Source organism: Flammeovirga sp. EKP202 (assembly GCF_014534745.1).
In the GTDB taxonomy this organism is placed as follows: Bacteria; Bacteroidota; Bacteroidia; order Cytophagales; family Flammeovirgaceae; genus Flammeovirga.
Genome location: NZ_JACVVP010000140.1, coordinates 1 through 473, shown reverse-complemented (window position 1 = coordinate 473; position 473 = coordinate 1). Strand labels below are relative to the sequence as shown.

Sequence of the window (473 nt, the reverse complement as noted above, 5' to 3'; positions counted from 1 at the left end):
GGGATGTTAGCTCAGTTGGTTTAGAGCACCTGCCTTACAAGCAGGGGGTCATTGGTTCGAATCCAATACGTCCCACCAAGTTCGCTTAATAGTGAAATTGGGGTGTTAGCTCAGTTGGTTTAGAGCACCTGCCTTACAAGCAGGGGGTCACTGGTTCGAATCCAGTACGCCCCACAAATTTGACATATTGAAAACGGGATGTTAGCTCAGTTGGTTTAGAGCACCTGCCTTACAAGCAGGGGGTCATTGGTTCGAATCCAATACGTCCCACCAAGTTCGCTTAATAGTGAAATTGGGGTGTTAGCTCAGTTGGTTTAGAGCACCTGCCTTACAAGCAGGGGGTCACTGGTTCGAATCCAGTACGCCCCACAAATTTGACATATTGAAAACGGGATGTTAGCTCAGTTGGTTTAGAGCACCTGCCTTACAAGCAGGGGGTCATTGGTTCGAATCCAATACGTCCCACCAAGTTC

Annotated in this window: 5 tRNA genes; all 5 read left to right on the top strand. The window is 48.2% G+C overall.

Annotated elements, in window-relative coordinates:
• The 5 genes from IC221_RS29340 (at position 1) to IC221_RS29320 (ending at position 468) form a co-directional block, all read left to right on the top strand.
• Positions 1 to 78: transfer RNA gene (locus tag IC221_RS29340), tRNA-Val, on the top strand.
• Between the two features lie 21 nt (positions 79 to 99).
• Positions 100 to 174, top strand: a tRNA-Val gene (locus IC221_RS29335).
• 21 nt (positions 175 to 195) lie between these two features.
• Positions 196 to 273: transfer RNA gene (locus IC221_RS29330), tRNA-Val, on the top strand.
• 21 nt (positions 274 to 294) lie between these two features.
• Positions 295 to 369, top strand: a tRNA-Val gene (locus tag IC221_RS29325).
• A gap of 21 nt (positions 370 to 390) precedes the next feature.
• A tRNA-Val gene (locus IC221_RS29320) sits at positions 391 to 468 on the top strand.
• Positions 469 to 473: the final 5 nt, after the last annotated feature.